The sequence below is a fragment of the Streptomyces sp. NBC_01508 genome, from assembly GCF_045040315.1.
GTDB lineage: Bacteria > Actinomycetota > Actinomycetes > Streptomycetales > Streptomycetaceae > Streptomyces.
In genome coordinates, this window is sequence record NZ_CP109419.1 from 4,545,490 (window position 1) to 4,563,461 (window position 17,972).

17 protein-coding genes, 1 tRNA gene and 1 riboswitch are annotated in these 17,972 nt (G+C 72.5%); of the genes, 10 read left to right on the plus strand and 8 right to left on the minus strand.

Going from position 1 to position 17,972, the window contains the following annotated elements:
• Positions 1-65: 65 nt before the first annotated feature.
• A complete protein-coding gene (locus OG700_RS21070) occupies positions 66-962 on the plus strand; it encodes an alpha/beta fold hydrolase (protein ID WP_405615814.1) in 897 nt (298 codons plus the stop codon).
• A gap of 38 nt (positions 963-1,000) precedes the next feature.
• Here the strand turns inward: OG700_RS21070 and OG700_RS21075 are convergent, their stop codons facing one another.
• Positions 1,001-1,606 (minus strand): MarR family winged helix-turn-helix transcriptional regulator, encoded by a 606-nt coding sequence (locus OG700_RS21075; protein WP_405615816.1) that lies wholly within the window; start codon positions 1,604-1,606, stop codon positions 1,001-1,003.
• 76 nt (positions 1,607-1,682) lie between these two features.
• Between OG700_RS21075 and OG700_RS21080 the strand changes: the two genes are divergently transcribed.
• Both OG700_RS21080 and OG700_RS21085 read left to right on the plus strand, forming a co-directional pair.
• Entirely contained in the window at positions 1,683-2,423 is a 741-nt protein-coding gene (locus tag OG700_RS21080; RefSeq protein WP_405615818.1) for a nitroreductase family protein, read from the plus strand.
• Between the two features lie 56 nt (positions 2,424-2,479).
• A complete protein-coding gene (locus OG700_RS21085) occupies positions 2,480-3,451 on the plus strand; it encodes an EamA family transporter (RefSeq protein ID WP_405621844.1) in 972 nt (323 codons plus the stop codon).
• Here OG700_RS21085 and OG700_RS21090 read toward each other — a convergent pair.
• Positions 3,377-3,973, minus strand: a complete 597-nt coding sequence (locus OG700_RS21090; protein ID WP_405615820.1) for a TetR/AcrR family transcriptional regulator — start codon at positions 3,971-3,973, stop codon at positions 3,377-3,379. The genes OG700_RS21085 and OG700_RS21090 overlap by 75 nt on opposite strands.
• A 118-nt stretch (positions 3,974-4,091) precedes the next feature.
• Here OG700_RS21090 and OG700_RS21095 point away from each other — a divergent pair, with 118 nt between their 5' ends.
• Positions 4,092-4,538: a VOC family protein gene (locus tag OG700_RS21095; protein ID WP_405615822.1), complete on the plus strand. Its 447-nt coding sequence runs from the start codon at positions 4,092-4,094 to the stop codon at positions 4,536-4,538.
• 100 nt (positions 4,539-4,638) lie between these two features.
• On the opposite strand, the gene OG700_RS21100 is transcribed toward OG700_RS21095, so the two are convergent.
• Positions 4,639-4,845 (minus strand): antitoxin, encoded by a 207-nt coding sequence (locus OG700_RS21100; RefSeq protein WP_405615824.1) that lies wholly within the window; start codon positions 4,843-4,845, stop codon positions 4,639-4,641.
• A gap of 181 nt (positions 4,846-5,026) precedes the next feature.
• Between OG700_RS21100 and OG700_RS21105 the strand changes: the two genes are divergently transcribed.
• Positions 5,027-5,239: a hypothetical protein gene (locus OG700_RS21105; RefSeq protein WP_405615826.1), complete on the plus strand. Its 213-nt coding sequence runs from the start codon at positions 5,027-5,029 to the stop codon at positions 5,237-5,239.
• Between the two features lie 31 nt (positions 5,240-5,270).
• On the opposite strand, the gene OG700_RS21110 is transcribed toward OG700_RS21105, so the two are convergent.
• The gene (locus OG700_RS21110; RefSeq protein WP_405621846.1) at positions 5,271-5,924 is read right to left on the minus strand and encodes an HAD family hydrolase; all 654 of its coding nucleotides are present in this window, start codon (positions 5,922-5,924) and stop codon (positions 5,271-5,273) included.
• Positions 5,925-6,028: 104 nt separating this feature from the next.
• Here OG700_RS21110 and OG700_RS21115 point away from each other — a divergent pair, with 104 nt between their 5' ends.
• The 4 genes from OG700_RS21115 to OG700_RS21130 all read left to right on the plus strand — a co-directional run bounded on the left by OG700_RS21115 (position 6,029) and on the right by OG700_RS21130 (position 9,587).
• Positions 6,029-6,208 carry a hypothetical protein gene (locus OG700_RS21115; protein ID WP_405615828.1) on the plus strand — a complete coding sequence of 60 codons (180 nt, stop codon included), beginning with the start codon at positions 6,029-6,031 and terminating at the stop codon, positions 6,206-6,208.
• Between the two features lie 70 nt (positions 6,209-6,278).
• A tRNA-Met gene (locus tag OG700_RS21120) sits at positions 6,279-6,352 on the plus strand.
• A 588-nt stretch (positions 6,353-6,940) separates the two neighbouring features.
• Positions 6,941-8,026 (plus strand): PP2C family protein-serine/threonine phosphatase, encoded by a 1,086-nt coding sequence (locus OG700_RS21125; RefSeq protein WP_405621848.1) that lies wholly within the window; start codon positions 6,941-6,943, stop codon positions 8,024-8,026.
• Positions 8,027-8,356: 330 nt separating this feature from the next.
• Positions 8,357-8,511, plus strand: a riboswitch (cyclic di-AMP (ydaO/yuaA leader).
• Between the two features lie 11 nt (positions 8,512-8,522).
• Positions 8,523-9,587 carry a M23 family metallopeptidase gene (locus OG700_RS21130; RefSeq protein ID WP_405615830.1) on the plus strand — a complete coding sequence of 355 codons (1,065 nt, stop codon included), beginning with the start codon at positions 8,523-8,525 and terminating at the stop codon, positions 9,585-9,587.
• Between the two features lie 55 nt (positions 9,588-9,642).
• Here OG700_RS21130 and OG700_RS21135 read toward each other — a convergent pair whose 3' ends face one another.
• The 4 genes from OG700_RS21135 to OG700_RS21150 all read right to left on the minus strand — a co-directional run bounded on the left by OG700_RS21135 (position 9,643) and on the right by OG700_RS21150 (position 15,214).
• Entirely contained in the window at positions 9,643-10,905 is a 1,263-nt protein-coding gene (locus tag OG700_RS21135; protein ID WP_405621850.1) for a PrsW family intramembrane metalloprotease, read from the minus strand.
• Between the two features lie 247 nt (positions 10,906-11,152).
• Complete coding sequence (gene trmB, locus OG700_RS21140; RefSeq protein WP_405621852.1) at positions 11,153-11,920, minus strand: tRNA (guanosine(46)-N7)-methyltransferase TrmB; 768 nt, start codon at positions 11,918-11,920, stop codon at positions 11,153-11,155.
• Between the two features lie 338 nt (positions 11,921-12,258).
• On the minus strand, positions 12,259-13,503 hold the full coding sequence (gene lhgO, locus OG700_RS21145; protein WP_405615833.1) for an L-2-hydroxyglutarate oxidase: 1,245 nt from the start codon (positions 13,501-13,503) through the stop codon (positions 12,259-12,261).
• Between the two features lie 184 nt (positions 13,504-13,687).
• Positions 13,688-15,214: a sporulation protein gene (locus OG700_RS21150; protein WP_405615835.1), complete on the minus strand. Its 1,527-nt coding sequence runs from the start codon at positions 15,212-15,214 to the stop codon at positions 13,688-13,690.
• 582 nt (positions 15,215-15,796) lie between these two features.
• Here OG700_RS21150 and OG700_RS21155 point away from each other — a divergent pair.
• Positions 15,797-17,923, plus strand: coding sequence for an asparagine synthase-related protein (locus OG700_RS21155; protein ID WP_405615837.1), 2,127 nt, complete (start codon positions 15,797-15,799; stop codon positions 17,921-17,923).
• The last annotated feature ends 49 nt before the right edge of the window (positions 17,924-17,972 follow it).

The window sequence follows — 17,972 nt, forward strand, 5'->3', positions numbered from 1 at the left end:
ACCCACTGCTGATTCGTCGCCCGCACGCTCGAAGCAAGGCACGGCACTCTACGAAAGGGCGCACCATGCACCCCACTATCCCCACAGCCTCCACCATCCCCGGCTTCACTTACCGGCGCGTCCCCGTCGCCGACGACGTCACCCTCAACGTCGCCGTCGGCGGCTCGGGCAGCCCGGTCGTGCTCCTCCACGGCTTCCCACAGACCCACCTCATGTGGCGGCACGTCGCCGCCGAACTCGCCGCCCACCACACCGTCATCTGCCCCGACCTGCGCGGGTACGGCGCCAGCGACAAGCCCGCCGAGGCCGAAGGCGTCACGTACGCCAAGCGCACCATGGGCGCCGACACCGTCGCGCTCGCCCGTGCCCTGGGGCACGACCGGTTCGCGCTGGTGGGCCACGACCGGGGCGCGCTCGTCGCGATCCGCGCGGCGCTCGACCACCCAGAGGCGATCACCCACCTCGCCTCGCTCGACGTCCTGCCCACCCTGGACACCTGGGACGTCATGCACGGCATCAGCGCGGCGGTCGGCTTCCACCTGTATCTGATGGCCCAGCCGCCCGGCCTGCCCGAGCGGATGATCGCCGCGAGCGCGGACGCGTTCTTCGGCCACTTCCTCGACATCTGGACGCGCGATCCGGGGGCGATCCCGGCCGGGATCCGTGCCGAGTACCTGGCTGCCTCCCGCGCGGCCGTTCCCTCCATCGTCGCCGACTACCGCGCCTCCGCCGGGATCGACGTCACCCACGACCGGGCCGACCGCGACGCCGGGAACCAGCTGCGGATGCCGGTGACCGTGCTCCAGCAGGACTGGGGCAAGGCCATGGGATTCGACGCCGCCGAGCGCTGGCGCGCCTGGGCGCCCGACCTGCGGCACGCCACCGTCTCCTGCGGCCACTTCATGGCCGAGGAGGCACCGCAGGACGTCGTCAAGGCGGTACGCGACCTCCTCACCCGGTGACCCGGCGCGACCCGGTGAACCGCGCGACCCCGTGTGCCTTACGGCTTACCCGGTGGCGGCGGCGGGGTGTCGCCGAGGGACTCCAGCAGCGCCCGCAGCCCACCCGCGAGTTCGTCACGCTGGGCCGGACCGAGGCCGGAGAGCAGCCTGTTCTGGGTGATCACGTTGTCGAGCATCGCCTTGTTGATGAGGGCAAGACCCTCGGGGCTGAGCGACACATGGAAGCTGCGCGCGTCCTCCGCCCTGCGGGTACGGGTGACGAGGCCGCGCTCTTCGAGGCGGTCCAGCCGCTGGGTGACCGCGCCCGAGGTGACCATGGTGGCGCGCATCAGCTCGGCGGGGGTCAGCCGGTGCGGGGGAGGGCTGCGGCGGAGGGTGGCGAGGACGTCGAAGGACGGGGCGTCGAGGCCGTGGGCCTGGAAGGTGGCGTTCAGGTTGCTCTCGACGATGCGGGCGAGGCGTTTGACGCGCCCGACGATCGCCATGGGGGAGGCGTCGAGCTCGGGGAACTGGGCGGCCCACTGCGCCAGTACGTGATCCACGTGATCCACGTGATCCACGTGATCCACGTGGCCCGCGTCGTCCACCACGCCGTCCGCGTTGTCCGCGTTGTCCGCGTCGTCCACCGCGCCGTCGTCGCTCATGCTGCGAGTGTAGCAATTGTCTTAGTGTTGAGATAACTACTTGTCTTAGCGCTAAGGCAATGCCTACGCTTCCGCCATGACCACAGCCCGACCGCTGACCGTCCCCCAAGCCATCCGCGCCCGTCGCAGCATCCGCCACTACCTCCCCGACCCCCTCCCCGACGAGCAGTTGACCGAACTGCTCACCCTCGCCCTGGAAGCACCCTCCAGCTGGAACGTGCAGGCCCGTTCCGTCGTCGTCGTGTCCGACCAGGACGGCCGCGACGGCCTCTCGCGGGCCGCCGGTGGCCAGCCGCAGCCGCGCGAGGCACCGGTCACGCTCGTCTTCGTCGCGTCCAGCCAGTCGTGGCGCGGCGACCTGAGCGACATCTACGAGCAGGCGCGCGGCAACGGCGCCTGGAACGAGGAGTTCGTCACCGGCTTCTCCCGCGCCACCCTCGACTTCCAGCGCGACCTGGAGCGGCGTGGACTGCTGCGCGAGTACGCGGTCAAGGACGCGGTCATCGCCGCGACGTACGCGATGATCGCCGCCGCGTCGATGGGCCTCGCCAGTTCGCCGATGAACGGCTGGGACGAGACCGAGGTCAAGAAGGTCGTCGGCATCGACGACCGCGACGACCGCGACGACCTGCACGTCGCGCTGCTGCTGCCGGTGGGCAGACCGGCCGAACGGCGCGGCCACCCCGGCCGACGCCCGCTCGCGCGGAACGCGTTCGACGCGCGGTACGGACGGGGTTACGGCTCCGACTCCGCCTCCGGATCCGACTCCGGCTCCACGCGGCGGCGTACCGCCCAGGCCGCGGTGGGCGCGCCGTGAACCGAACGGCCGGCCGGACCGGCAAGGACGGCCGCGGCGGCGGCCCGAGGGGCGTCATCGCCGACTCCGCGCTCACCTCCCTCGCGCCGCTGATCTGGGGCTCCACCTACCTCGTCACCACCGAACTGCTGCCCCCCGACCGGCCGTTGCTGGCCGCGACCGTACGAGCCCTGCCCGCCGGGCTGATACTCCTGGCCGTCGGCCGGGCGCTGCCCCGCGGTATCTGGTGGTGGCGCGCGCTCGTGCTCGGTGTGCTGAACATCGGCGCCTTCCTCTACCTCCTCTTCGTCGCCGCCTACCGCCTCCCCGGCGGCGTCGCGGCGCTCGTGATGGCCGTCCAGCCGACGGTGGTACTGCTCCTGTCGGTGCCGCTGCTCAGGGCGAGGATCACGCCGGTCCATGCCGGCGCCTGTGTGCTCGGGGTCGCCGGTGTGGGGCTGCTCGTGCTCCGGCCGCACGCCGGTCTCGACGCGGTGGGCGTCGCGGCCGGGCTGCTCGGCGCGGTGAGCATGGCGGCCGGGATCGTACTGACGAAGCGCTGGGGGCGGCCGGAGGGGGTGGGGTTGCTCAACTTCACGGGCTGGCAACTGACCGTCGGCGGGCTGGTCCTGACGCCCGTGACGCTCCTCGCCGAGGGGCTGCCCGCGTCCGTCACCGGTGCCAACGTCGCGGGATTCGGCTATCTCGGCCTGGTGGGCGCGCTGTTCTCGTACGTGGTGTGGTTCCGCGGCGTGGAACGGCTGCCCGCGCTCGCCGTGTCCTTCCTCGGCTTCGCGTCGCCGCTGGCCGCGACGGCTCTCGGTTATCTCGTCCTGGACCAGGCGCTGTCACCGCTCCAGATCGTGGGTGCGCTGACGGTGGTCGCCGCGGTGGTGCTGGCGCAGCCGCGCCACTCTCCGACGGCCCCGGCTCCTGCTCCGGCCCCCGTCCCCGCCCCGTCGTCCGGCGATCCGTCAGCCGACCCGCAGCACCCCGAGCAGCCGCCCCAGCGCAGCCCGGGTGTCGACGAGATCCGCCGGGTCCGCTGAGGTCGCCAGCCACAGTGCCGCCTCGTTCATCGCGCCCGACAGCAGGTGCGCGAGGGGCGCCACCGGCTGCGCGGCGATGACGCCCTCTTCGACGAGCGCGGTCAGCGCCTCCGTCAGATGGTGGGCCGACGACGCCTCGTCCATCGCCCGCCACTCGGTCCAGCCCAGTACGGCGGGCCCGTCGACCAGCATGATCCGCTGAATGTCCGGCGCGGTCGTCGCCGTGATGAACTCCTGGCAGCCCGCGACCAGTTGGTCCCAGGAGTCGTCCCGCGCGTCGGCCGCGTCCGCGACGCGCCGGCCCACCTCCGCCTGGACGTCCTCCAGTACGGCACGGAAGAGCGCGGTCTTGCCGTCGAAGTGGTGGTAAAGCGCGCCCTTGGTCACCCCGGCGGCGGTGACGATCTCCGCGAGGCTGACCGCGCCGTAGCCGTTCTCCTCGAAGAGCCTGCGGCCCTCGCGCAGCAAGGTCTGCCGGGTCTGCTCCCGCTGCCTGGCCCTGACTCCGTACTGCTGCGGCATCGCGGCCCCCTCCGATTGACATTCACGATGGGCATTCCCAGTTGACATACCAAAGGTATGCGAATAGCGTGGCTTTCGCATGCCGATGGTATGCGAAAGAGTGCGAGAGGAATCCGCCATGAAGCTGACCAGCTTCTATCCCGTGATCGCCACCCCGCGGCTCCAGGAGTCCCGCGACTTCTACACCAAGCTGCTGGGCTTCGAGATCGCGTTCGAGGCCGACTGGTATGTGAGCCTGCGGCGGCCGGGGCCGCCCGTCCCGTACGAACTGGCGCTCCTCGACCCCACCCACCCGACGCTGCCCGAGGGCTACGGCAAGCCCGTTCAGGGCCTGCTCCTCAACTTCGAGGTGGCGGACGTGGACGCGGAGTGGGAGCGGCTCGTCGGCGGCGCGGGGCTGACCCCCGTACTCGCGCTGCGCAGCGAGGACTTCGGGCAGCGGCACTTCATCGTGGCCGACCCCAGCGGGGTGCTGATCGACATCATCGCGCCGATCGAGCCGGTGGGGGAGTTCGCGGAGCAGTACGTCGGCGCGGACACGGCCCAGCCGCAGCCGCAGCCGTAGCCGCGGTCGCGGGTGCGGTCGCAGCCGGGCCGTACGACGCGCGAAGGCTCCGACCGGAACGGGGGACCGGTCGGAGCCCTCGGCGGGCCGCTGACTCGGATCAGCTCTGCGGCGGGCGGTTGTCGCCCGGCGTGGGCCGCTGCTCGGAACCCAGCTGTTCGTCGAGCTTCTGCTGGGCCGTGTCGACCTGGCTCTTGTACTTGTTCCCGGTCTTCTTGTCGATGGCGTCACCCGCCTTGTCGGCGCCTTTTCGCACGGTGTCCTCGTGGCCCTTGACCAGGCCCTTGAGCTTGTCGAGCATCGACATGGCTCGTCCTCCCTCGTGGGGTTGCTGCCTTCCCCAGCATCGGGGCGCCCGTCGCATCCCGCATCCGGGCGGCGACAAAGCGCATGGAAGGGCTGGTAAACGGTCCATTTCGCGGTGCTCTCCGGGCAAAGACCGGACCCCGGGGCTGCGCCCCGGCCCCGGGAGTCGCACTCTTGACCGTATGAGTGACGCACCGATCGTCGTACACCGGCCGTCCGGGACGGGCGGCCGGCGGGTCACTGTCCGCGGCCGGATCATGGGACTCGCCCACAACGACGACCACCTGATCGAATTCCTGCGGCTCGCCGGGCTGCCTGACGCGTGGGAACTGCTCGACGATGCCGCCTGGGTCGAGTGGCAGGGCGGGCTGCCGCACGAGTACGGCTCCGAATGACCGGCGGCCCGGCCCGACTCGGCCCGCCCGCTCAGGCCGGCTGCCGCAGCTCCGCCACGATCGGCGTCAGCTGCGTGAGCGAATCGATCCGCCAGTCCGCCGCCGCGACGACGTCCGGATCGTCCGCCGACAGATAGCCCCAGTGCCCCCGGCGCAGATGCGCCGTCCGCAGCCCGGCCCGCCGGGCGGGGAACAGGTCGTGCATGGGGTGGTCGCCGACGTACAGAATCCGTTCCGGCGTGGTGTCCGCCACCTCCACGACACGCGCGAAGAACTCCGCCGACGGCTTGGCGACGCCCCAGTCGCCGGACGTGACGACCAGATCGGCGGGCAGATCGAGGCCCCGGAGCAGCTCACCGGCCTTGGTGGTCTCGTTGCCGGCGATGATGACGCGCACGCCGAGCTGGTGCAGACCGGCCAGGGCGGGCCGTACGTCGGGATAGAGGTCGGACTCGTCCAGGTGCTCGCCCCGGCCGGCGGCCTCTCTGGCCCGGTACGCCTCGCCGACGTCTATGCCCGGCTTGATGAGGCGCAGGGCGTCGGCGTTGTCCCCGCCCTGGGTGGTGACGGCGCCGACCAGCGCGGAGATGGTGTGGCGGGGGATGCCGAGCCAATCGGCCCAGGAAGCCCAGTAGCGGTCGTCGCGGACGAGAGTCTCGCCGACGTCGAACACGATGGTTTCGATCACCGGTGTAAGCGTAGGTGCTGCGGGGCTCCGGACGGTGGCTATACGAGGTCTTGGGGATACACGCTCTGCCGATTGTCAGTGGCTGGCCGTAGCCTTACTCCATGTCAGCTTCCTCTGACGCGAGTGCGTCCGTGCGTCCCGCCGCCGTCGTCAACACGCAGATCCGTGCCCTGTGGGCGCGTGCGGGCCGGACGCTGTCCCCCGCCGAGCAGGAGGAGTATCAGCGGCTGCTGGTCGAGTGGGCGGCGGCGGTCCACGCCGATGTGGTGGAGGCGGCTTAGGCCGATCGGGAGCCCGGCCGGGTAAATGGAGATGATCTTGGTCCGGATGGCGTACTGTTGCATTCAACGGCGCGGGGTGGAGCAGCTCGGTAGCTCGCTGGGCTCATAACCCAGAGGTCGCAGGTTCAAATCCTGTCCCCGCTACTGGTAGAAGACGAAGGCCCGGATCCACTGGATCCGGGCCTTCGTCGTGCCCGCGTGCATCCGGGCATGTCCGGTGTGTCCATGCCGCCCCGGTCGCCGCACCGGCCCAGCGGTAGCCCACTCGGTCGACGGCGGGTCGCCGCACGGCGCGGAAGGGGCCAGCCTGGGAAGGGCGCGGTACCGTCCGCAGCCGTCGACGGACCGGGCAGGAGGCCACCGGTGGGGCACCTGAGAGACAGCGGGGACGACGGGACGGCGGGCAACGGCGGGACCGGCGACGGCGGGCGCGACGAGCGTCCCGACCGGGGAGCTGTCCGCCGTCCCGGTCGGCCCACCGGGCTCCGCAGCCTCGGTCACGGCGTCCGGCGGGGGATCGGGCAGAGGATCGAACGCCGGTTCGGGCGCGGGTTCGGGCGCGCCTTCCGGCGGGCCGACGCCGGCTTCCGCGAGGCCGACACTCCCCCGGACGACCCCACGTGGAACGGCTGGCGTGCCACGGGCAAGCATTTCCCCGGCTTCGGTTCCGGTGGCCGGAGGACGGCCAGGCGCCGGCGCGCCCGGCACGCCGCCCGCGCGCCGCATCCGTTCCTGGAGATCCTGCCCGGCCTGGTCATCGTGGTGGCGGTCATCCTGGACGAGGCGACCCCGACGGCCTTCACCTCCGCCCCGCTCTTCTCGGCCGCTCCCCTGGTCGCCGCCCCGTTCTTCTCCTTCGCGCGCACCTTCGTCATCGGTGCCCTGGCGACCAGCGCCGCCGTCGGGCTGCACCTGTACAACGGGGCGGCCCAGATCGAAACGCTCAGCGACGGGCTGACCGTCTTCACCGTCTCCGTCCTCGCGCTGGCCATCAACGGTGTCGTGCGCCGCAGCGGTGAGCGGCTCGCGTCGGCGCGGGTCATCGCCGAGGCGGCCCAGCGCGCCGTGCTGCCCACGCCCGATGCCCGGATCGGCGGGCTGCACGTCGCCGCGCGCTACGAGGCGGCGGAGGAGGGCGCGTTCATCGGCGGTGACCTGTTCGCCGTCCAGGACACGGCGTACGGGGTACGGCTGGTGGTCGGCGACGTACGCGGCAAGGGCATGGGCGCCGTCGAGACCGTGGCCGTCATCATCGGTGCCTTCCGGGAGGCCGCCGAGCAGGAGAGTTCGCTCGAAGGGGTCGCGCAGCGGCTGGAGCGGGCGCTGGCGCGTGAGGGCACGCGGCGTACCGGCATCGACCTGTTCGAGGGCTTCACCACCGCCGTACTGGCGGAGATCCCGCATACCGAAGGCATGGTGCGTGTGGTCAACCGCGGGCACCCGGAGCCGCTGCTGCTCGGCCCGGACGGCGGGCTGACGGTCGTGGTGCCCGCCGACCCGGCGCTGCCGCTCGGGATGGGCGAGCTGGGGGCGTGGCCGGACCGCGCGGACGAGGTTCCCTACCGGTCCGGGGCGACGCTGCTGCTCTACACGGACGGGCTCACCGAGGCGCGCGACACGAAGGGCGTCTTCTACGACCCGCGCGAACGGCTGGCGGGCCGGATCTTCCCCGGCCCGGACGAAATGCTGGAGGCGATCGTCGGGGACGTACGGCTGCACACCGGCGGCGGCAGTACGGACGACATGGCGCTGCTGGCCGTCATACGGCCCACCGAGGGGCAGCCGGATCGGCGCCGGACGATGCCCGTCGTGCCGTGACGCCGTCCCGCCCTGTCGTGATACGCGTCCAACTGCCGTCCCGTTCCGTTGTCCCGTCCCACCGCCCGTCCGTCGTGGTGTCATCTCGCCTACCACGCTGCGTAGTTGGGGCACACCACTCCGCATAACACTTGACGCACCGTCAGTTCGAGTGTGTGATCGCACACCCTCCGAGGGGCGATCAACTCGCCCGATTCCGCCTGCTTGTGTCCCGGTTGGTCCGGGCCGCTGTCGCTAACGATCACCCGGAACAGCTTGGAATAAGCCCCCGTCGTCTATTAACGTTCGATAACGCAGCGCGGTTGTCCCAGCCGTCGAAAGAGACGGCACCGTGCGCACGCGCCGAATTCCGCAAGGAAACCGGGGAACCACCAATTGGGGTGAATCGGGCGCCTCTTGCTGCCTCGTGTGGTCAAGAACGCTCGTAGGAGACCTTCCTGCTCCGAACCCGTCAGCTAACCCGGTAGGCGAGAAGGAAGGAAAGGAGAGCGCCCCAGTGGCGTCCAACAGGCCTGCCCCCGAAGCCTCAGCCCCGGCCCATTTCGGCCCCGGCAGCCGGTTCACCGGCACAGATCTCGCCGACGGCGAGGCGAACAGGGACTGGGAGGAGTGGAATCCCACTGCGGAGTCCATCCGTCCCGTACGCGGCAAGCACCGTGTCGCCAAACAGCGCAACGCTCTCGCCCGCAGCTCCACGGTCCTCGGAGTGGGAGTCATCGCCGCGGTTGGCGCGGGAGGCATCGCCTCCGCGCAGGACAAGCCCGCGGTCTCGATATCACTTCCCGACGCGATCTCGGACAGTTTCCCCGACGCCAAGTCCCTTCCCGGCGTCGGGTCTTTCATGTCCGACGGCGACAAGAAGAGCGACGAGACGCCCGCGCCGCTCACCACCGCGGGCCTCACCGCCGCGGACGCCCAGCAGGGCACCACCGACTCCGGCGAGGCGCTGCGCGCCCGCATCCTCCAGCAGGCGGAGCAGCAGCAGGCCGAGGCCGACGCCGCCCAGAAGGCGAGCGCCGAGACGGCCGCCGCCGAGAAGGCCGCGGCCGAGGCCAAGAAGCAGCAGACCGACGCGGAGGAGAAGGCCGCCGAGGCGAAGCGCAAGGCCAAGGAAGCGGCGGAGCGCAAGGCCGAGAAGGAGCGCCTCGAAAAGCTGGCCGCCAGTTTCTCGCTCCCCACCTCCTCGTACACGCTCACCTCCACCTACGGCCAGGCCGGCTCCATGTGGTCCTCCGGGCAGCACACCGGCCTGGACTTCGCCGCCCCCACGGGCACGCCGACCAAGGCCGTGCACAGCGGGACCGTCAAGTCGGCCGGCTGGTCGGGGTCGTACGGCTACCGCATCGTGCTGGAGCTTCAGGACGGTACGGAGATCTGGTACGCCCACCTGTCCTCGATGACCGTCGGCGTCGGCCAGAAGGTCACCACCGGCGAGACGATCGGACGCGTGGGAGCCACCGGCAACGTCACCGGCGCGCATCTGCACCTTGAGGTGCACACCGCGGGCGGCAGCGGGATCGACCCGATGAGCTGGCTGCGGGGCAAGGGCCTCACGCCCTGATCGAAGCAGGACTGAAGCAGGACCGAAGCAGGATGAACCCGTACCGGAGCAGGACTCAGTTCCGGTACGGGTTGTAGCCGCCGTAGTCGATGTACGGCGGCGGCGTCCACACCCGCCCCGTCGCCCGCGCCGCGTACGCCAGCGCGGGCGACGCCATCTCCCGGCGCTGCCACAGGTGGTGCAGCAGCTCCTGCTCGCGCTCGACGTAGTCGGGGCCCGCCGTGCCGCGCCCCGCGCGCCGGCGCAGGAATGCCAGGGACGTCGCGAACGCCTGGTACTCGCGGACCGTGCGGGCCGCCGCGGGGCCGTACGTGCGTCCCGCGATCTCGCGCGCCATCGAGCGCGCCCGCATCGAGGACAGGGCGAGCGGTTCGGTCTCGGCGAGCCAGCCGGCCGCCGCGTAGGCGGGCAACTCGGCCGAGACCGTGCGCAGTTCGCGTTGCCGGCTCCAGATCGCCAGCCAGGTGAGCAGGGCGAAGACGGGCACCATGAAGGCCGCGTACACCGCGTAGAAGCCGTACGGGCCGAACAACGACGCGGAGCCGTTCCACAGCGCGTGCATGCCCATGGCGAGCGCGAGGCCGAGCACCGGCATCAGCCGGCGGCGGACGCGCTGGCGGCGGGTGGCGAGGGCCGCGATGCCGAAGCCGATGCCCGTCAGGACCGTGAAGAGCGGATGCGCGAACGGTGACATCACGACCCGGACGAAGAAGGTCGCCGCGGTCACGGACGCCAGGCCCGAGTTGCCGATCTGCTGGTCCTCGCCGAAGGCGCTGCCGAGATAGAGGATGTTCTCGGTGAAGGCGAAACCGGTCGCGGTGAAGCCGGCGATCACGACTCCGTCGACGAGGCCGGTGAAGGACCGCCGACGGAAGAGGAAGATCAACAGGATCGCGGCGGCCTTCGCGCTCTCCTCGACGATCGGCGCGACCACCGTGGCGCCCAGCGACTCGGCCCCGCTGGGATCGGCGGTGGCGGTGGCTATCCACTCGGTCGCGAAGGAGTTCGCCGTGATCGCCACGAGGGCGGCGGCGCAGGCGCCCCAGGCGAAGGCGAAGATCAGATTCCGCCAGGGGCCCGGTTCGACCCGGTCCAGCCAGCGGAAGGCCGCCAGCAGCAGCGGCACGGGCAGGAGCGCCAGGCCGAGGCCGACCAGGAAGCCCTGGGTGCCGGTCTGTTCCCGGACGAGCGACAGGATCAGCAGGCCGCACAGGGCGAGCAGGATGACCACCGCACCCGCGCGGACGGCCGGGTGCCGCCAGAGCGAGCGGTGCGGCCGGTAGCGCCAGCGGGAACGCTCCGGCACGGCGGCCCACATGTCACCGAGCTGCTGTTGCCGCTCGTACGCGGGGATCGGCGGGTGTTGGTGGTGCGGGTGCTGCTGCGGCTGTGGGTGCGCGTGCGGAGGCTGACGCGGGTGCTGCGGCGGCGGTCGGGACGGTTCGGACACCCACTGACCCTAACGAGCGCCACTGACAACGCGCGACGGTGCCGGACTCCTCCCTGCGACTCCTTCCGGCGACTCCTTCCGGCGACTCGTCCCGGTCGGCGCCGGTCAGCGCCGGTCAGCGCCGGTCGGCTTCGGGCGGGGCCGCTTCTGCCGGGGCCTCGTCCGCGACCCGGCGGAAGACCAGGTCCCTTACGGCATGCCCCTTGTCCAGGCCCTGCCCCTCGAACCGGGTGAGCGGCCGGTAGCCGGGCCTGGACGCGTAGCCGGTGTCCGGGGACGTGTTCTCGTAGGCGGGGTGCGCGGTCAGCACGTCGAGCATCTGCTCGGCGTACGGCTCCCAGTCGGTCGCGCAGTGCAGTACGGCCCCCGGCTTCAGCCGGAGCGCGGCCAGGTCGAGGAACTCGGGCTGGATCAGCCGCCGTTTGTGGTGGCGCGTCTTGGGCCACGGGTCGGGGAAGTAGACGCGCGTCCCGGCCAGCGACGCGGGCGGCAGCATCTCGCGCAGCAGGATGATCGCGTCGCCGTTGGCCACCCGGATGTTGGACAGCCCGTTCCGCTCGGCGAGACGCAGGAGGTTCCCCTGCCCCGGCGTGTGGACGTCGGCGGCGAGGATCCCGGTGCCCGGATCGTCGGCGGCCATCAGCGCGGTCGCCTCGCCCATGCCGAACCCGATCTCCAGGACCACCGGGAGCCCGCCGAACAGGGCGTCGAGGTCGAGGACCCGCTGCCCGTCGATGTCCAGGCCCCAGGAGGGCCACAGCCGCCGCAGGACGTCGGCCTGGCCGGTCGTCACCCGGCTGCGGCGCGGCTGGAAGCTGCGGATACGCCGCTCGAAGTGCGATCCGGCGGGGTCGGCGGCCGGGCCCGTGCCCTCGGGGAACATCCGGCTCCGGGGGTCGGCGCGGTCGGCGCGCCCGCCGTCGGTGCGCACGCTGTCACCGTCACCGTCGCGGTCACCGTCGCTGTTCACATTCATCTGGGTCTCGGACACGTTTTCCCGGGCACGTCGGATCGGACAGGATCCTCCAATCGTACGGACCCGCCGGGCAGGCCCTAGGGTCTTTCGTTTGGATCTTGCCGGGCTCGCGGGGTCTGGTGCCGCGCCTCGCCGCGTTGATGGCGGAAGGGGAGGCACGGCTCCCGCCATGCCTCCCTCCTCCGCCTTGCGATCCACGGCACCAGACCCCGCTCCCTCATCCGGCCTGATCCAAACGAAAGACCCTAGCCGCCGTCGGCCTCCCTCAGTATCGCCAGTGCCTGCCCCGCCACCTCGCGGCCGATCGGGAGCGCCGCCGTCGCCGCCGGTGACGGGGCGTTGAGGACATGGACCGTGCGCGGGGCCCGCCGGATCAGGAAGTCGTCGGCCAGTGTGCCGTCCCGCAGCACCGCCTGGGCGCGCACCCCGGCCGTCGCGGGGCGCAGGTCCGCGTCCGTCACGGCGGGCAGCAGCCGGCGTACGGCGGTGGCGAAGGCGCGTTTCGACAGCGAGCGGCGCAGCTCGCCCGCGCCGTAGCGCCAGTGTCTGCGGGCTATCCGCCAGGAGCCGGGCCAGCCGAGTGTGCCGGCCAGCTCACGGGGGCGCACGGCGGACCAGGAGTAGCCCTCCCTGGACAGCGCGGGCACCGCGTTCGGGCCGACATGGACGCCGCCGTCGACACCGCGCGTCAGATGCACCCCCAGGAACGGAAAGGCCGGATCCGGCACCGGATAGACCAGACCGCGGACGAGGGAGGGCCGGGCCAGTTCGAAGTACTCGCCCCGGAACGGGACGATCCGCATGCCCGGATCGTCGCCCGCCAGCCGCGCCACCCGGTCGCACTGGAGCCCCGCGCAGTTGACGAGGGCGCGGGCCCTGATCACCTCCCCGGCGGCCGTACGGACGGCGACACCCCACGCCCGCCGGTCGACGGCGGTGACCTCCGCGCCGTACCGCACGGACGCGCCCGAGGCCTGGGCCGAATCGGCGAGCCGCGCCGCGACGGCAGCGAAGTCGCACACCCCGGTCGTGCCGACATGGATCGCGGCCAGGCCGCGCACCTCCGGCTCGTACTCCATGATCTGCGCGGGGCCCAGCTCCCGGACCGGGATCCCGTTCTCCCGGCCGCGCTGGACCAGGGCGTGCAGCCGGGGCAGTTCGTCCCGGCCGGTGGCGACGATGAGTTTGCCGGTGACCTCGTGCGTGATGCCGTACTCCGCGCAGAACTTGACCATCTCGGCGGCGCCCTTGATCGCGTAGCGCGCCTTGAGGGATCCGGGGCGGTAGTACACCCCGCTGTGGATGACGCCGCTGTTGTGCCCCGTCTGGTGCCGCGCCGGGCCGGGCTCCTTCTCCAGGACCGTCACACGGGTGCCCGGGGCGGCCCGGGTGAGTGCGTACGCCGTCGAGAGACCGACGATGCCTCCGCCGATCACCAGCACGTCGCAGTCGAAGCCACGGCCGCCCACGCGGCCCGAGCCGTCTTTCATCACCCGCGCAACCTCCCGCCCCGATAGTGCACTGGCCCACTGACAATGCCCTTAAACCAACGGGGTGCTACGCGTGTCCCACATCGTTCATCAAGCATTCGGGCAGCGAACAGCGAACAGCGAACAGCGAGCAGCGAGCGGCCGCCGGCCCGGGACGAGGCCCCGCCCGGCCGGCCCCGTACGGCTACGCGGGCGCCACCAGCAGCGGACGTGCCCGCTCCCGCAGCTCCGCGACCCTCGGCTCGTCGCCGTACGGCTCAAGGCGGTGCAGCAGGTCCCGTACGTACTCCGTCGTGCGCGCCGACGAGATCCGCCCCGCCACCTCCACGGCACGGGTCCCCGCCGCGCACGCCGCGTCCAGATTGCCGGACTCCAGCTCGGCGACCGCGCTCACCACCAGGCGCAGCCCGTGCGACCGCGCGAACTCCTCGGTCGGCCGGGACAGCGCCTGCTCCGTGAAGCGCCGCATCTGCCGCGGCGCCTTCAGGTCGCGGTAGCACTCGGCGGCGTCGGCGGCGAAGCGGTCGTACGAGTAGAAGCCCAGCCAGCTGGGATCCGCGTCACCCCCGCGCGAGCGCTCCAGCCAGCCCTCCGCCGCCTTGAGCGCGGCTCCGGCCGCCGCCGCGTCGCCCGCCTTGGCGTGCGCGCGGGCCTCGACCAGGCGGAAGAAGCTCATGGTGCGGGCCGTCGCGAGACCCCTGTTGCGTTCGAGCGCCGCCTGGGCCAGGTCGACGCCCTCGTCGGCGAAGCCGCGGTACGTCGCCTGGAGGGACATCGAGGCCAGTACGTACCCGCCGAGCGGTACGTCGGCCGCCGCGCGGGCCAGGCGCAGCGCCTGGATGTAGTAGCGCTGCGCGGCCTCCTGCTGACCGGTGTCGAAGGCCATCCACCCGGCCAGCCTGGTCAGTTCGGCGGTCGCGCCGAAGAGACCGCGGCCGACCTCGTCGCTGTACGCGGCGAGCAGCAGCGGCGCCGCGTCGACCCGCAGGCACTCGGGCACCATCGACGAACGCCAGTCCCCGCCCCCGTACTTGGAGTCCCAGCGGCGGGCGTCGGCCGCCGCCTCGCGGAGCTTCGCGACGTCGCTGTGGCCCACCCGCAGTGGCGAGAGCTCGCCGGCGGCGTCGGCCCCCGGGGCGCCCGGCGCGCCCGCGGCACCCGGTGAGCCCGGTGCGGTCAACGGGGGTCCGCCGTGCGCCGCGTGCGCTCTGCGTGCCGCCTCGGCCATCGCCGCGTCCCGCGCGACGGACGAGTCGGCGGGCGATATCAGCCACCGTGAAGCGGGCGTGGCGTACGCGCTGACCGCGAAGGAACCGGCCAGCGACTGCCAGATGCCGCCGCTGCCCGCGCGCCGGCCCGCCAGGTCCAGCCGGTAGAGATCGGTCGCCGAGCGCACCGCCTCACCCACGTCGCGCGGGAAGGCGAGACCCACCTCCGGCGCCGGATCGGCGTCGGCCAGGCCGATTTCGTGCAGTGGTACGGGCCGGCCCAGCTTGGCGCCGATGGCCGCGGCGATCAGATGGGGCGCCGCACCCTGCGGAACCATCCCCTTCGAAACCCACCGCGCCACTGAGGTTTTGTCGTATCGAAGCGTCAGACCGCGCTGCGACCCGAGGTCGTTGACCCGCCGGGCGAGACCGGCGTTGCTGATTCCCGCGAGGGCGAGAACGGTGCCGAGCTTCTCGTTCGGCCCGCGTAGCTCCCTGGACATGCGCCACCCCTCGACACACAGACGGCCGCCCCGCCGGACCCTCTTGTGAGGGACCCCGTGGCATTCGTAAACCCAGCGTAGTTCGCCGCATCCCTACCGTTAAGGGGCGGACGTCCGGATGGCGGGATTGTTGTCCGTACGCGCGTACGGGTAAAACCCGCCCGGGATCGAACGTGCTCCGGGTGTGTGGCCGTGCGCCCGGCCGTGCGCTCTTGGCCAAAAGAGACCGGGAGCGCTTCCATGAGTGCTGCGTGGGTCGGCCCACTGCGTACTGGAACCAGTGGGCTGGGGGACACCGCCGCCTCATTTCCCCGCGGGTGGCGGATCGGTCCGGGAGGCGAAGGTGCCTCCCGGACTGTACGTTTGCCGACGTGTCGTCGGCGGATCGGGCTCGGAGATTGGCTGAATGCTGCCTGTCCGGCCTGAGCCCCTCACTGCACCAATTGTCCTTTGCCGGGGGCGCGTTCACATTTCGCGCTCCCTCCTCGGGGCCCCTCCTGTGCGCCGTTGTCGTGGCAGCATGTTCACGAACGACCGAAGACGACGGGTACAACTCTTGATCCACAGGCTGTGGAGGCGGCGATGCGCTGGTTGGTGGGGTGGAGCAGTGTCGCCGCGAGCTTCGGCACGGCGGGCTCCGTGGGCGACCGCTCCGAGGGCCGCACGATCCACCCCGTCGGGTCCCAACTCCTGTGGGGCGACCCGGATCCGCTGTGGGCCGTCGGCGACTGGCGGGATGACGAGGTACGCGTCGTCAGCGTCGACCCCTTCACCCGGCTCGCCGTGTTCGGCTGCTGCTCGGCCACCGACGAACAGCTGAAGATCGGTCTGTTCGCGGCCCGCGGCGGCGCCCTGCGCCATCTCACCGCCTGGCCCGGCAGCTACACGGCCGTCGCCCAGATCGGCCGCCGGATCACCGTCGCCGGTGACCTGGCGGGCGCGAGACCCGTCTTCCACACGCCGTGGGCGAACGGCACCGCGTTCGCCACCGCCGCCCTGCCGCTCGCCGACCTCATCGAGGCACAGCTGGACATCGGGCACCTCGCGGCGCTGCTCGCCTGCCCCGAGACACCCGAGGCGCTACGCGACTCCACGCCGTACCAGGGCGTCAAACGCGTCCCGCCCGGCCACGCGCTCGTCCTGCGCGAGGGCTCCCGCGAGATCACCGGCTACGAACAGGTCGCCTCGCTCGCCGTCGCCGCCCCCCAGGTCGACCCCGAGCGGGCCGTCGAGGGGGTCAGGGACGCCCTCGTCGAAGCCGTACGGGCCAGGCTCCTGGCGCCGCGGCACGCCCCCGAGACGGCGACGCCCGACCCCGGGCCCGTCCCCGGCATGGGACCGGCCGACCGGCGCGCGGCCCGCGGCGGACCCGTCCCCGGCATCGGCGCCGACCTGTCGGGCGGCAGCGCGTCGGGCACGCTCGCCCTGCTCGCCGCCGGACTGCCCGGCGCGCCCGGCACCGTCCTCGGCCACGGCACCGGCGCGGGCGAACGGCTCCTCGCCGTCACCTTCAACGACCTGGCCACCGGCGGGCGCGAGGCCGAACTGGAACGCGCCCGCGCCATGGCCTCCAACCCCCGGCTGCACCACGTGGTCGTCGCGGCGGGCGAAGAGGCCCTGCCGTACGCCGAGTTGGAAGGCCCGCTGACCGACGAGCCCGGCCCGTCCCTCGTCACCGCCGAACGCCACCGCCGCCGGCTCGCCGCCGGCAGCGCCGACCACTTCACCGGGGCCGGGGCCCGCGAGGTGCTGGACGCCCACCCCGCACGCCTGGCCGACCTGCTGATCGACCGGCGCCGCCGCGACCTGCTGCGGCCGACCACCGCGCTCGCCAAGGCCCAAGGACCCTCGGCGGGCTCGCTGTTCGTACCGCTGACCGTCTACCGCGCGGCCCGCCGCCTCGCCCGTACGCCGTACCGCACCGGCCTCGAAGAGGCCGCCGCCCAGCTCCCCGGCGCCCACCGCGACCGCGACGCCCCCGCCGCGGACGGGCCGTTGGGCGCCTCGCTCGCCGCGCTCACCTGGTCGCGGCCCGGACCGGCGGCGCGCTGGCTCACGGGGGAGGCGCTGGCTGAAGTATCGGTTCGGCTGACGGCGGCGGCGATCCGCCCCACGTCCGTCCAGCGGCCCGGAGAGGCCCGCGCACGGGCCGCGCTGGCCCGGCACGCCGCCGACCACCGGATCTTCGAGCAAGCCGCCGAGATCCGCAGCCAGCGGCTCCACGCGCCGTTCTTCGACAACCAGGTGGTACGGGCCTGCCGGGAACTCCCCGAATCGCTACGGGTCCAGCCCGGCGCCCGCTCCGACATCCTGCGCACGGTCCTCGCGGGGGCCGGCATCCACGACCTGCCGCCGGGCTGGGGCGCCGCGACGCACGCGACATCGGCCGCCGCGACCCGCACCGGGATGCGGGCCGCCGTCGGCGACCTGATGGCCCTGTTCGACGCGCCGCTGCTGGCCGACGCGGGCCTCATCGAGGCACGCGTGGTGCGCAAGGCGCTGCGCAAGGCGGCCGAGGGCGAGCCGATCCCGCTCGACGGGATCGCCGACCTGGTCTCCACGGAACTGTGGCTCAGGCGCCTGCTCTCGCGCCGCGGCACCTGCTGGACGGGCACGGCGGCCCCCCGCCAACGCGCGGTGGCGGGCGGCGTGATGCCTGGTGGCGTGATGCCGGGCGGTGTGATGCCGGGCCGGACGCTGCAACCGTAGGCGGGTGGTGACCGGCAGGTTCACCGGATCCGTCGGGCTCGTCGGTCCC